This window comes from Citrobacter sp. RHB36-C18, from assembly GCF_013814485.1.
GTDB lineage: Bacteria > Pseudomonadota > Gammaproteobacteria > Enterobacterales > Enterobacteriaceae > Citrobacter > Citrobacter braakii.
The window spans coordinates 958,905-972,097 of sequence record NZ_CP057125.1 but is presented as its reverse complement, the minus strand read 5'-3'; the positions used below and the strand labels follow the sequence as shown (position 1 = coordinate 972,097).

The 13,193-nt window shown below is 51.1% G+C and carries 9 protein-coding genes; 4 read left to right on the top strand and 5 right to left on the bottom strand.

Features of this window, described 5'->3' with window-relative positions; all coding sequences use genetic code 11:
- The first annotated feature begins 51 nt into the window (after positions 1-51).
- The 3 genes from HVZ52_RS04630 to HVZ52_RS04620 all read left to right on the top strand — a co-directional run bounded on the left by HVZ52_RS04630 (position 52) and on the right by HVZ52_RS04620 (position 2,521).
- A complete protein-coding gene (locus HVZ52_RS04630; protein ID WP_181598929.1) occupies positions 52-1,077 on the top strand; it encodes a fimbrial protein in 1,026 nt (341 codons plus the stop codon).
- Between the two features lie 39 nt (positions 1,078-1,116).
- Entirely contained in the window at positions 1,117-1,632 is a 516-nt protein-coding gene (locus HVZ52_RS04625; protein WP_181598928.1) for a fimbrial protein, read from the top strand.
- A gap of 253 nt (positions 1,633-1,885) precedes the next feature.
- Complete coding sequence (locus HVZ52_RS04620; RefSeq protein WP_181598927.1) at positions 1,886-2,521, top strand: LuxR C-terminal-related transcriptional regulator; 636 nt, start codon at positions 1,886-1,888, stop codon at positions 2,519-2,521.
- 47 nt (positions 2,522-2,568) lie between these two features.
- On the opposite strand, the gene eno is transcribed toward HVZ52_RS04620, so the two are convergent.
- The 5 genes from eno to rlmD all read right to left on the bottom strand — a co-directional run bounded on the left by eno (position 2,569) and on the right by rlmD (position 10,372).
- Positions 2,569-3,867: a phosphopyruvate hydratase gene (eno, locus tag HVZ52_RS04615; RefSeq protein ID WP_003034129.1), complete on the bottom strand. Its 1,299-nt coding sequence runs from the start codon at positions 3,865-3,867 to the stop codon at positions 2,569-2,571.
- Between the two features lie 87 nt (positions 3,868-3,954).
- Complete coding sequence (pyrG, locus tag HVZ52_RS04610; RefSeq protein ID WP_016154233.1) at positions 3,955-5,592, bottom strand: CTP synthase (glutamine hydrolyzing); 1,638 nt, start codon at positions 5,590-5,592, stop codon at positions 3,955-3,957.
- Between the two features lie 224 nt (positions 5,593-5,816).
- Entirely contained in the window at positions 5,817-6,608 is a 792-nt protein-coding gene (gene mazG / locus HVZ52_RS04605) for a nucleoside triphosphate pyrophosphohydrolase (RefSeq protein ID WP_016154234.1), read from the bottom strand.
- Between the two features lie 130 nt (positions 6,609-6,738).
- Positions 6,739-8,973 (bottom strand): GTP diphosphokinase, encoded by a 2,235-nt coding sequence (gene relA / locus HVZ52_RS04600; protein WP_016154235.1) that lies wholly within the window; start codon positions 8,971-8,973, stop codon positions 6,739-6,741.
- 100 nt (positions 8,974-9,073) lie between these two features.
- Positions 9,074-10,372, bottom strand: coding sequence for a 23S rRNA (uracil(1939)-C(5))-methyltransferase RlmD (gene rlmD / locus HVZ52_RS04595; protein WP_181598926.1), 1,299 nt, complete (start codon positions 10,370-10,372; stop codon positions 9,074-9,076).
- Positions 10,373-10,429: 57 nt separating this feature from the next.
- Between rlmD and barA the strand changes: the two genes are divergently transcribed.
- On the top strand, positions 10,430-13,177 hold the full coding sequence (barA, locus tag HVZ52_RS04590) for a two-component sensor histidine kinase BarA (RefSeq protein WP_016154237.1): 2,748 nt from the start codon (positions 10,430-10,432) through the stop codon (positions 13,175-13,177).
- Positions 13,178-13,193 lie beyond the last annotated feature (16 nt).

Sequence of the window (13,193 nt, the reverse complement as noted above, 5' to 3'; positions counted from 1 at the left end):
TGAATGGGTTGCTGAGAATAGTCACCTGAAATAGCGGCGAGGGTATGCGTTATGTTACAGATACAGAAGAATCATATATTCCCCCTGGTACTTGGGTTAACCGGTGCGTTTACTGCCTCTGTTGAAGCGGCCAGCTGTAATAATTCCGGTGGGTATTACACGTTCTCAGGAACGTTAAATTATCAACGTGACGACGCCACCATGAATGTCTTCAGTGATAAATTTGGATCTATTGGCAGCGAAGTATGGGGGTTGGGTTGCTTTGGGGATCCTGACGCCGACAGAGATGTGTACTTGCGTTTACAGGTTAATTCAGCCCCCGTTGCAGGTTATACCGATGTCTATCCCACGAATGTTGACGGAATTGGCGTTCGTTATAATTTTGCCCTGAATACAGGCTCATTGTCTTTTTGCCCGGTGCAGTTTGACGATCATATTTCAAACTCAACCCGGACTTATACCTGCCATATACTTAAAAAGGACACGCAGGGTTTATCCATGGGTGCATCATTGCAATTTGTGAAAACCAGGCCCAATGTCTCCTCAGGAGCAATAACGACAATACCGTCTGTAACCTCAAGCTATTCGTTAAATAATCAAAGCGGACAGTGGGATTTAAATCCCATCTGGTCAGGTGCGGGGTCAGTGGTGGTGACGGTCCAGGCATGCGCAATAAATAACGCGAGTATCGCTGTCCCCCTGGATTCGGTATTAGCGGATAGTTTTAGCGGTGCAGGATCCACCAAAGGCGATCGGACTTTCACAATAGACCTTAACTGTGATGCGGGCACCCGGATTAACGCATCGTTAAGCGGGACGCAAAGTACTGAAACCGCCAATGACAGTATCCTGGCATTATCAGGAGCTGGGATGTCAGGGGTTGCGAGCGGAATCGGGATCCAGCTGCTTTATGGGGGCGCGCCCCTGAAGCTGAATAACAACATCGTGCTGAAAACCTCAGCAGGCGGGCAGGAATTCCCTCCGGGAGTCTTCACCGCACGCTATTTTCAGACGAAAGACAACGTGACCGCAGGCAGCGCTAACGCCACTGCGACGCTCAATATTACTTATCAGTAGGCGGCTCCGCCATCAAAGTTATACAAGGAGAGGCATAAAATGAATATTCATAAAAGATTCATTCATCTGGCGCTGGCGGGGCTGTATCTGGGAGCGACAATCCATATTGCCGGGGCCGAACCGGTCAATATTAATATTACCGGGAAAGTTATTGCGTCCCCGTGTGTCGTAGCCAGTGGCAGCAATATCAATGTTAATTTGGGAGACATCCCGGCTGCAGATATTGCAGTGGCAGGCACAACCTCTGCCCCGGTTAATTTTACCATTAACCTTGCCAGTTGCCCGGTGGGAACCACCAGCGTGGTCGTGACGTTTACCGGAACGGAAGATCCCGACTTTTCGGTACGCTATAAAAATAGCGGAACGGCGAACGTTGCAATAGAACTTATCCAGGTCAGCACCGGTTACCTGAAAGGAAATAATACAAATATTACTCAATCGGTACTCGCCGATCGTACCGTTACATACAATTTACGTGCCCGGGCCTATTCCAAAGGCAATGTGATGCCGGGGACGATCGCTGGTATCGTTCAGGCCAACTTTACTTACAATTAAGTTACTATTTTGCAATTCACAATGACTTATCAGTAAACCGAACTATTTCTGTGTAAAGGATATTTATCATGGTGCAACAAATGAATTATTCTATCCTGGCGCTTTGTCCCCTGTATCCAGCGATCTTTTTACTGACTGGTATCTGCCCCCTTCCCAATACGTTTAATTCTTTGGTGCAAATGAATTTGAATTACTAAAAAAACCACCCTAATTATTATTAATAAATGCCTCTACTGGCTCTGGTATATTTAATATGAAAATACTCATACAGGACCCTTACGAATTTTATCGCGATGGATTGAAACATTTTTTTATAGAGATATTCCTTGGAAGAACCGCCAATAAAATTGGCTTTTTAACATCCTACTCCCAACAAAACTTTGATAAGGCAGATATCGTCGTTATTTCTCTGGCTCCGGGAGAGCATCTCATGTGTTTTCCTGAACTGCAGAACAGGACAACAGGCATTATTATTGGCTTAACCGATGAAGTGATTGACTCCTCTTCCGATCTGCCCTTTTGCATTGCCCGGATCATTTTTATTCACCGACAGGACTCACTGTCGACAGTCAAAGAGAAAGTATTAACTGCCTGGCGGGAATCAAGAAAAAAGCAAATACAGCCAGGGAAAACATTATGTTTTCATTGTCCACATAAAGTCCTGACCAGACAGCAAAGGCGCATTATGTCCTTTATCTGTCAGGGCATAACGACATCTGAGATTGCCCGCAACATGTCAATCTCAGAGAAAACGCTCTATGTGCATAAATACATCATCCGCAAAAAGTTTAATCTGCGAACGAATCATGCGCTATTTTGCTTTCTTCAGAAACTTGCAGGTAAAAACAGCCAGCAGATTTATCTGCGTCAAATTCCGCTGAACGCATAAAAAAACCCGCCGCAGCGGGTTTTTACGTTAAGAGTTAAAGAACAGGATTACGCCTGACCTTTGATCTCTTTACGACCGTTGTACGGCGCTTGTTCACCCAGAGCTTCTTCGATACGAATCAGCTGGTTGTACTTAGCAACGCGGTCAGAACGGCTCATAGAACCGGTTTTGATCTGGCCTGCAGCGGTACCAACAGCCAGGTCAGCGATGGTAGCGTCTTCAGTTTCGCCAGAACGGTGAGAGATGACAGCGGTGTAGCCAGCGTCTTTCGCCATTTTGATCGCAGCCAGAGTTTCGGTCAGAGAACCGATCTGGTTGAATTTGATCAGGATGGAGTTAACGATGCCTTTTTCGATGCCTTCTTTCAGGATCTTGGTGTTGGTTACGAACAGATCGTCACCAACCAGCTGGATTTTGTCGCCCAGAACTTTAGTCTGGTATGCGAAACCGTCCCAGTCAGACTCGTCCAGACCATCTTCGATGGACACGATCGGGTACTGTTTGGTCAGTTCTTCCAGGAAGTGAGTGAATTCTTCGGAGGTGAATGCTTTGTTGCCTTCGCCAGCCAGAACGTATTTACCGTCTTTGTAGAATTCAGAAGCTGCACAGTCCATCGCCAGGGTGATGTCTTTGCCCAGCTCGTAGCCAGCGGCTTTAACCGCTTCAGCGATTACAGCCAGAGCTTCAGCGTTGGAACCCAGGTTCGGCGCGTAGCCGCCTTCGTCACCCACTGCAGTGTTCATACCTTTAGCTTTCAGAACTTTAGCCAGGTTATGGAACACTTCAGAACCCATACGTACGGCTTCTTTCAGGGTTTTAGCGCCAACCGGCTGAATCATGAACTCCTGGATGTCAACGTTGTTGTCAGCGTGCTCACCACCGTTGATGATGTTCATCATCGGAACCGGCATGGAGTATTTGCCCGGAGTACCGTTCAGTTCAGCGATGTGTGCATACAGCGGCAGGCCTTTAGCAGCAGCTGCTGCTTTGGCGTTCGCCAGGGACACAGCCAGGATGGCGTTTGCACCGAAGTTGGATTTGTTTTCAGTACCGTCCAGATCGATCATGATCTTGTCGATGCCAGCCTGATCTTTAGCATCTTTACCCAGCAGAGCCTGAGCAATTGGGCCGTTAACAGCTGCAACAGCTTTCAGTACGCCTTTACCCATGAAACGGGATTTGTCGCCGTCGCGCAGTTCCAGTGCTTCGCGGGAACCAGTAGAAGCACCTGACGGAGCTGCTGCCATACCAACGAAACCACCTTCCAGGTGTACTTCGGCTTCAACAGTCGGGTTACCACGGGAGTCGATGATTTCACGACCGATGATTTTAACGATTTTGGACATTAGATTTTCCTCAGTACAAGTTAAACTAAAACTCCAGACAAACAATGCACCCGGATGGGTGCATTGCCGTTCTAACTTTTTTACTTCTTACTTCGCCTGACGCTTCTGATGTTCACTGGCGGCTTTCACAAAGCCGGCAAACAGCGGGTGCCCATCACGTGGCGTGGAAGTAAATTCCGGGTGGAACTGACAGGCCACGAACCACGGATGATTCGGTACCTCAATGATCTCGACCAACTGATCATCACCGGAACGGCCTGCAATACGCAGACCCGCAGCTTCAATCTGTTTCAACAGCATATTGTTGACTTCGTAACGGTGGCGATGGCGTTCAACAATTGTCGGCGCGCCGTACAGCTGACGAACCAGGCTATCGTCGCTCAACTGACACTGCTGGGCGCCAAGGCGCATTGTGCCGCCCAGATCGCTCTTCTCGGTACGGACTTCAACGTTGCCGTCTTCATCGCGCCATTCGGTAATCAGGGCCACCACCGGGTACTTACAGTCTGGCACAAATTCCGTGGAGTTGGCGTTATCCATACCCACTACGTTACGTGCAAACTCAATCAACGCAACCTGCATACCCAGGCAAATACCCAGATAAGGAACATTGTTTTCACGCGCAAAGCGCGCTGTCGCGATCTTACCTTCAACACCACGGTAGCCGAAGCCGCCAGGGATCAGGATTGCATCAAGACCTTTCAGGATCTCAACGCCGCGCGTTTCGACATCTTGCGAATCGATCAGCTTAATGTTGACGGTGACACGATTCTTCAGACCACCGTGCTTCAATGCTTCGATAACTGACTTATAGGCATCCGGCAGTTCAATATACTTGCCAACCATACCGATAGTCACTTCGCCTGCCGGATTCGCTTCTTCGTAGATAACCTGTTCCCATTCTGACAGATTAGCTTCCGGACAGTTCAAGCTGAATCGTTTACAAATATAATCGTCAAGGCCCTGGGATTTCAACAGGCCTGGAATTTTATAGATGGAATCGACATCTTTCATTGAAATAACGGCTTTTTCTGGCACGTTACAGAACAATGCAATTTTTGCACGTTCGTTGGCCGGAACCGCGCGATCGGAACGACAGATCAGAATGTCAGGCTGAATACCGATAGACAGCAACTCTTTTACCGAGTGCTGAGTCGGTTTAGTTTTGACTTCACCGGCAGCGGCCAGGTAAGGAACCAGAGTCAGGTGCATGAACAGCGCGTGTTCACGACCGATATCCACCGCTAATTGGCGAATCGCTTCCAGGAATGGCAGGGATTCGATATCACCGACCGTACCGCCGATTTCAACCAGAACGACGTCATGACCTTCGCCACCGGCAAGGACACGCTCTTTAATCGCGTTGGTGATGTGCGGGATAACCTGTACGGTTGCACCCAGATAGTCGCCACGGCGCTCTTTGCGCAGGACATCGGAGTAAATTCGACCGGTAGTGAAGTTATTGCGGCGAGTCATTTTGGTACGAATGAAACGCTCATAGTGACCCAGGTCCAGGTCGGTTTCAGCGCCGTCTTCAGTAACGAACACTTCCCCGTGTTGGATTGGACTCATAGTACCTGGATCGACGTTGATATACGGATCCAGTTTCATCATGGTCACGTTGAGGCCACGAGCCTCAAGAATGGCTGCCAGGGAGGCTGCGGCAATGCCTTTACCCAGAGAGGATACGACCCCGCCGGTCACAAAAATATAGTTCGTTGTCATGCTGGACCTGAGAAGTTAGGGTGAAACGATGGAATTACCAAGACGGGAAAGTAGTATACCCGAACATGACGAGCGCCACAAACTTTCATTATTCCTCCTCTTCACCAGGCTCACATAAACATCGGGAGTGAGAAAATAGCCCCTTTGGGGTAAATGTTTTTGACGTAAATCAAGCGCTTGTTATTTAAAAAATCACACAAATCGCCCTTGACCGACGAAATCCCTTAGAGATCAATTTCCTGCCGTTTTACCTGTTGCCAGACTTCTTCCATAGTTTCCAGATCAACACCAGTCATTTCCAGACCCCGGGCCGCTACAATTCGCTCAACCTCACGAAAACGGCGCTCAAATTTCTCGTTCGCTTTTTGCAATGCGGTCTCTGCTTTAGTGCCTAAATGCCGAGCCATATTGACCGTAGCAAACAGCAGGTCGCCCATTTCCTCCTCCAGTTTAGCCTGGTCGACAACAGCCTGCTTCGCCTCAAACATGACTTCATCGATCTCTTCGTAAACCTTGTCGACAACCGGTCCTAATGTTTTCCAGTCGAAGCCAACATTAGAGCAGCGTTTCTGGATTTTTTGGGCGCGCATTAACGCCGGTAAACTACGGGGAATATCGTCGAGTGCGGAATGCTGCGCCTTCTGGGCGCGTTCTTCGCTTTTGATCTGCTCCCAGCGGGTCAATACCTCAGTGCTGTTACTGGCAGAAACATCAGCAAAAACATGTGGGTGGCGACGCTCAAGCTTATCGCTGATAGCGGCGCAAATATCATTGAAATCGAAACGTCCTTCTTCCTGCGCCATCTGGGCGTAAAACACCACCTGGAACAGCAAGTCACCCAGCTCTCCACGCAGGTCGTCGAAGTCTTCCCGCGCAATTGCGTCCAGCACTTCATAGGTTTCTTCGAGGGTGTAAGGGGCAATAGTGGCGAATGTCTGCTCTTTGTCCCAGGGACAACCGTTTTCCGGGTCGCGCAGGCGCTGCATAATACCGAGCAGTCGGTCGATTTGGTTCATTGGAATATCCTGAAATTACAATACGCGAGGCCAGATAAGACGACAGCCGATATCCGGCAACATGGCAATGCCTGATGGCAACGCGAACGCGCCTCACCAGGCATGCAAACTTATCTGGCCTATAAAATAATTAATTACCGTGCAGACGACGTGCGTCGATCACATCCGGCACCTGGTTCAGCTTGCCAAGCACGCGCCCGAGCACCTGCAGGTTATAGATTTCGATGGTCATATCGATGGTAGCCAGTTGCTGTTTGGTATCACTCCGGCTGGCAACCCCCAGCACGTTCACCTTCTCGTTGGCAAGAATCGTGGTGATATCACGTAATAAGCCGCTGCGATCGTTAGCCTGGACGCGAACCACCAGCGAATATCCTGCCGAGTAGCTTTCGCCCCAAACCGCATCAACAATACGTTCCGGCGCATGGGAGCGCAGCTCGGTCAACTGTTCGCAATCCGCCCGGTGCACGGAAATACCGCGGCCCTGAGTGATAAACCCGACAATTTCATCGCCTGGAATCGGCTGGCAGCAGCGCGCGATGTGGTGCATCAGGTTACCCACCCCTTCCACCACCACGCGACCGTCGTCTTTACGGCGACTCTGCGGCGCCTGCGTTTTCTGCTGAAGCTGTTTCAGCGCGGCGGCATCCTGTTCGGCTGCGCTTGGCTTATTAAACTGCGCCTGCAGGAAGTTCACCATCTGGTTGAGGCGAATGTCCCCCCCACCAATCGCCGCCAGCAGCTCATCCAGCTCATTGAAGCTGTAGCGCGGCAGCAGGTGCTTTTCCGCTTCTTTCAGGCTAATGCCTAAATGCGCCAGCTCATCGTCGAGGATCTGGCGGCCAGCAAGGATGTTTTTGTCGCGGTCCTGTTTACGGAACCAGGCGTGGATCTTCGAACGCCCCCGACTGGTGGTGACATAGCCGAGGTTAGGGTTCAACCAGTCGCGGCTTGGGTTGGGCTGTTTCTGGGTGATAATTTCAATTTGATCGCCCATCTGCAGCTGGTAGGTAAACGGTACGATGCGCCCGCCAATTTTCGCGCCAATGCAACGATGCCCCACATCACTGTGAATATGATAAGCAAAATCGAGCGGTGTGGAGCCCGCAGGTAAGTCCACAACGTCGCCTTTTGGCGTAAAGACGTACACTCGGTCATCAAAGACCTGGCTACGGACTTCATCCAGCATTTCGCCAGAGTCCGCCATCTCTTCCTGCCAGGCGATCAGCTTACGCAGCCATGCAATACGATCTTCATGACCAGAACGCGCCACGCCGGAAGCAGTGCCCTCTTTGTACTTCCAGTGTGCCGCAACGCCCAGTTCGGCATCTTCGTGCATCTGTTTCGTACGGATCTGAATTTCAATGGTTTTCCCGCCCGGTCCCAGCACAACCGTATGAATTGACTGATAGCCGTTGGGTTTCGGGTTAGCGACATAGTCATCGAACTCATCCGGCAGATGGCGATAGTGAGTATGCACTATCCCGAGCGCGGCATAGCAGTCCTGTAAACGCTCCGCCACGATACGCACCGCGCGCACGTCGAAAAGTTCATCGAAGGCCAACTGCTTTTTCTGCATTTTGCGCCAGATGCTGTAGATGTGTTTCGGACGTCCGTACACTTCGGCTTTGACGCCTTCCGTTTTCATCTCTGAGCGCAAATGACCGACGAACTCATCAATGTAATGCTCGCGATCGATGCGACGTTCGTGCAGCAGCTTGGCAATACGTTTGTATTCAGCCGGGTGCAGGTAACGGAAGCAGTAATCTTCCAGTTCCCATTTTAATTGCCCGATACCCAAACGGTTGGCCAGCGGCGCATAGATATTGGTGCACTCTTTTGCCGCCAGAACGCGTTCATCTTCCGGTGCGTCCTTCACTTCACGCAGATGTGCAATCCGCTCCGCCAGCTTGATGACCACACAGCGGAAATCATCCACCATAGCCAGCAGCATGCGGCGAACGTTATCGACCTGTTCGGATGAGACTGAATCGGTATGAGTGGCCTTAAGCTGGCGTATTGCCGCCATATCCCGCACGCCGTGGATAAGATGAACAATGGATTTGCCCACGCTCTCGCGCAGGATGTCTTCACTGACCACGTTGGCATCTGCCAGAGGGAACAGCATTGCTGCGCGCAGCGTGTCGATATCCATGCTCAACATGGAGAGTATTTCAACCATCTCCACGCCACGCCATAACAGCAGATCCGCATCCGGATGCCCCTGTGTCTGCTGCTGGCAGTACGCCCAGGTTTCGGCTAAGCGTTCACACGACTGCTGGCTGGAGATCCCCAGACTCGCGATCCATTTCTTTGGATCAAACTCACCAGCTTTATTTATATGTGCACTTCTTACCGCAACCATTGTCCTCTCCTTAAGGGGCCTGGCCTGTCGAAGTCGACAAGCCATACCCATTGTCTTTCACGCTGCATTACCACCCGAAATCCAATGGGTACAAAATTTATTACATACGCTCAAACAGGACCATTGATTCCAGGTGTCCAGTGTGCGGGAACATATCAAGCATCGCCAGTCGCCGTATGGCATATCCCGCGTTGAGCAAAGCGTCGCTGTCACGAGCCAGCGTTGCCGGGTTACAGGATACATAAACAACGCGTATAGGTTCTAATTTTATAATATGTTGCATCACACCTGCAGCCCCCGCACGCGCAGGATCGAGCAATACTTTGTCGAATCCGTTTTTCGCCCACGGCTGCCGGGTAACATCTTCCTCAAGGTTTTCATGAAAGAATGTCACATTGTGTAATCCGTTATTCAGCGCGTTTTCCCGGCCTTTTTCCACCAGCGCCGGTACCCCTTCCACCCCCACCACGTTTGCAGCCCGGGTTGCCAACGGCAGGGTAAAATTACCCATTCCACAGAACAGATCGAGAACGCGATCTTCAGGTTGCACATCAAGCCATTCGAGCGCACGGGCCACCATTTGTTGGTTTACCCCTTCATTGACCTGAATAAAATCACGCGGGCTGAAGGTTAACCGTAGTCCATTTGAGTCATACCAGGGCGACTCTTCTGATATTGATTCCAGTATCTCGCTTTGCGGGACCAGAAACAAAGACAGCCCCTGAGAATGCGAAAAGCATTCCAGTTTTTCTTTATCCTGAACACTTAATGGCGCCGTGTGGCGCAAAATCATCAGGGTTCCGCTCCCGGCCTGCACCAACTCGACATGACCAAGATGGCGTAACCCTTGCAGACTTTCCAGACACGCCCGGATGTGGGGCAAGAGCGCTTCAAGCTGGGGCACCAAAATAGGGCATTGTTTGACATCGATAATGTCGCTGGATGCGGATTTGCGAAACCCCATCTGCAATTTTTGTTCTTTTGGCCGATAGTTCAGGCTCAACCTGGCGCGACGACGATAGCCCCACGGGGTATCAGCTATAACATCCGACACTTCACATTTCATTAAACGCGACAACGCCGCGCTTTTGCTACGCTGCTGCAACGAGATGCTGGCATGCTGCTGCTGGCAGCCGCCGCACACGCCAAAATGCGGGCAACGTGGCACTTCACGCTGCGGACTGTCGTTTAAACGTCGTTTTACTTGCGCGCGGGCGAACTGTTTTTTATCTTCGGTAATCACCACCTCGGCGCTTTCCTGAGGTAGCAATTCCGGTATAAACAACGCCTTTCCGTTATGGCGAGCAACGCCCTGGCCGAAAGGATCAAGGTCATTGACGGTAACGGTTATGATCTGACGCGTCGTCACGCGTCGTTTTGCAGAGTAGAATTGCGCCATCGACGAGATATATCTCTATTTAACAGTGTGACCCTAATTGTCCCATAACGGAACTCCATGACCAACTACAGCCTGCGCGCACGCATGATGATTCTGATCCTGGCCCCGACCGTCCTGATTGGTTTGCTGCTCAGTATCTTTTTTGTTGTGCATCGCTATAACGACTTGCAGCGTCAACTGGAAGATGCTGGCGCCAGCATCATTGAGCCACTCGCGGTCTCCAGCGAATATGGCATGAATCTGCAAAACAGAGAATCCATCGGCCAACTTATCAGCGTGCTGCATCGTCGCCATTCCGATATCGTGCGGGCAATTTCTGTCTATGACGAGAATAACCGGCTGTTTGTCACATCCAATTTTCATCTCGATCCGTCTGAAATGCAGCTGGCAACCGGTTCACCATTTCCCCGTAAGCTGAGCGTCACCCGGCTCGGGGATATCATGATCCTGCGAACGCCAATTATATCGGAAAGCTATTCGCCGGATGAATCTGCCGTCAGCGACGCCAAAAATACGGAAAATATGCTGGGGTATGTGGCGCTTGAACTGGACCTCAAGTCAGTAAGATTGCAGCAGTATAAAGAGATCTTTATCTCCAGCGTAATGATGCTGTTTTGTATCGGTATTGCGTTAATTTTTGGCTGGCGTCTGATGCGCGACGTGACTGGCCCGATTCGCAATATGGTGAATACCGTTGACCGAATACGTAGAGGCCAGCTCGACAGCCGCGTCGAAGGTTTCATGTTGGGCGAGCTGGATATGCTCAAAAATGGCATCAACTCGATGGCGATGTCACTTGCGGCCTACCATGAAGAGATGCAGCACAACATCGACCAAGCCACCTCTGACCTGCGCGAAACGTTGGAGCAGATGGAAATCCAGAACGTCGAACTGGATCTGGCGAAGAAACGCGCCCAGGAAGCGGCGCGTATTAAGTCTGAGTTTCTGGCTAACATGTCGCATGAGCTGCGTACGCCGCTGAATGGCGTGATTGGCTTCACCCGCCTGACGCTTAAAACCGAGCTCAACACGACGCAGCGCGATCACCTGAATACGATTGAACGCTCGGCCAACAATCTGTTGGCCATCATCAATGATGTGCTCGACTTCTCCAAACTTGAGGCGGGCAAACTGATTCTGGAAAGCATCCCATTCCCGCTACGTAGCACGCTGGATGACGTCGTCACGCTGTTAGCGCACTCATCCCATGATAAAGGGCTTGAGCTGACGCTAAATATTAAGAATGACGTGCCGGACAACGTCATCGGGGACCCGCTGCGCTTACAGCAGGTAATCACTAATCTGGTTGGCAATGCCATCAAATTTACCGAAGGCGGCAATATCGACATTCTGGTCGAGAAACGCGCCCTCAGTAACACGAAAGTGCAAATTGAAGTGCAAATCCGCGATACCGGAATTGGCATCCCTGAGCGCGATCAGTCACGCCTGTTCCAGGCCTTCCGCCAGGCCGATGCCAGTATTTCCCGCCGCCACGGCGGGACCGGACTGGGTCTGGTCATTACGCAAAAGCTGGTCAATGAAATGGGCGGGGATATCTCCTTCCACAGCCAGCCGAACCGGGGCTCCACGTTCTGGTTCCATATCAGCCTCGATCTCAACCCTAACGTTCTCGTGGATCGCTCAACCACGCACTGTCTGGCCGGAAAGCGGCTGGCCTACGTTGAACCTAACGCAACAGCCGCGCAATGCACGTTAGATATCTTGAGTGAAACGCCGCTGGAGGTGATTTACAGCCCTTCATTCTCCGGGCTGCCGAAGGATCACTACGATATTCTGCTGCTTGGCATACCGGTCACTTTACGCGAACCGCTCACCATGCAGCATGAGCGGCTGGCAAGCGCAGCGGCGATGACCGACTTTTTGTTACTGGCTCTGCCTTGCCATGCGCAGATTAACGCCGAGAAATTAAAGCAGGGCGGCGCGGCGGCGTGCCTGTTGAAACCTCTAACCTCAACCCGCTTACTGCCAGCGTTGACAGAGTATTGTCAACTGAACCACAGCGCGGCTCCGCTACTGTTAGACGAGAGCAAAATTGCGATGACCGTCATGGCGGTGGACGACAACCCGGCGAACCTCAAGCTGATTGGCGCACTGCTGGAAGATAAAGTGCAGCACGTCGTGCTCTGCGACAGCGGACATCAGGCAGTGGATCGCGCCAAACAGATGCAGTTTGATCTCATCCTGATGGATATTCAGATGCCAGACATGGACGGTATTCGCGCCTGCGAACTGATCCACCAGCTTCCTCATCAACAACAGACGCCGGTCATTGCGGTCACCGCGCATGCCATGGCCGGGCAAAAAGAGAAGCTGCTCAGCGCCGGTATGAACGATTACCTGGCGAAGCCTATCGAAGAAGATAAGCTGCATAATCTGCTGTTACGCTACAAACCCGGCGCGAGCACATCGCTGAGGGCGCTCGCTGTTGAACCGGTCGTCAATCCGAATACCACACTCGACTGGCAACTGGCGTTAAGGCAAGCCGCCGGTAAAAACGATCTGGCGCGGGATATGCTGCAAATGCTGCTCGATTTTCTGCCCGAAGTGCGTAACAAAATTGAAGAACAGCTGGTAGGTGAAAACCCTGAAGGACTGGTGGATATGATCCATAAACTGCATGGCAGTTGCGGTTATAGCGGCGTTCCCCGCATGAAAAACCTGTGTCAGCTGATTGAGCAGCAATTACGTAGCGGGAGCAAAGAAGAAGAGCTGGAGCCTGAGTTTTTAGAGCTTCTGGATGAAATGGATAACGTTGCGCGCGAAGCGAAGAAGTTGTTAGGGTAAAGATCTGATTGCCGGA

Bases quoted from the DNA above. Each gene is read 5' to 3' on its own strand.
- eno (WP_003034129.1), bottom strand. From the start codon at position 3,867: ATGTCCAAAATCGTTAAAATCATCGGTCGTGAAATCATCGACTCCCGT.
- HVZ52_RS04625 (WP_181598928.1), top strand. From the start codon at position 1,117: ATGAATATTCATAAAAGATTCATTCATCTGGCGCTGGCGGGGCTGTAT.
- HVZ52_RS04630 (WP_181598929.1), top strand. From the start codon at position 52: ATGTTACAGATACAGAAGAATCATATATTCCCCCTGGTACTTGGGTTA.
- barA (WP_016154237.1), top strand. From the start codon at position 10,430: ATGACCAACTACAGCCTGCGCGCACGCATGATGATTCTGATCCTGGCC.
- mazG (WP_016154234.1), bottom strand. From the start codon at position 6,608: ATGAACCAAATCGACCGACTGCTCGGTATTATGCAGCGCCTGCGCGAC.
- HVZ52_RS04620 (WP_181598927.1), top strand. From the start codon at position 1,886: ATGAAAATACTCATACAGGACCCTTACGAATTTTATCGCGATGGATTG.
- rlmD (WP_181598926.1), bottom strand. From the start codon at position 10,372: ATGGCGCAATTCTACTCTGCAAAACGACGCGTGACGACGCGTCAGATC.
- relA (WP_016154235.1), bottom strand. From the start codon at position 8,973: ATGGTTGCGGTAAGAAGTGCACATATAAATAAAGCTGGTGAGTTTGAT.
- pyrG (WP_016154233.1), bottom strand. From the start codon at position 5,592: ATGACAACGAACTATATTTTTGTGACCGGCGGGGTCGTATCCTCTCTG.